At 65.1% G+C, this 304-nt stretch carries 1 protein-coding gene; it reads left to right on the forward strand.

Features of this window, described 5'->3' with window-relative positions:
* On the forward strand, window positions 1-304 hold a 304-nt coding region (locus LZP96_RS24085; protein WP_258926381.1), incomplete at both ends, for an Ig-like domain-containing protein.

Below are 304 nucleotides of genomic sequence, written 5' to 3' on the forward strand. Positions count from 1 at the left end.
GTGGGCGCAGACGGCAGCTGGACGCTTGACGTACCGGCAGCAGATCTGGCGGCACTGGGCGACGGGAGCGTCACGGTCACGGCGAGCGTGACTGATCAGGCGGGCAACCCGGCCTCCGTTAATCACAACCTGACGGTGGATACCACGGTACCGGCGGTGAGCATTAACACCTTCGCCGGAGACGACGTGATTAACGTCACCGAACACGACCAGGCGCAGATCATCAGCGGCTTTGCCACCGGCGCGGCGGCGGGTGACAAAGTGACGGTAACCCTCGGCAGCCACAGCTGGACCACGGTGCTGG

The sequence above is a fragment of the Huaxiibacter chinensis genome, assembly GCF_022171985.1.
GTDB classification, from domain to species: Bacteria; Pseudomonadota; Gammaproteobacteria; order Enterobacterales; family Enterobacteriaceae; genus Enterobacter; species Enterobacter chinensis_A.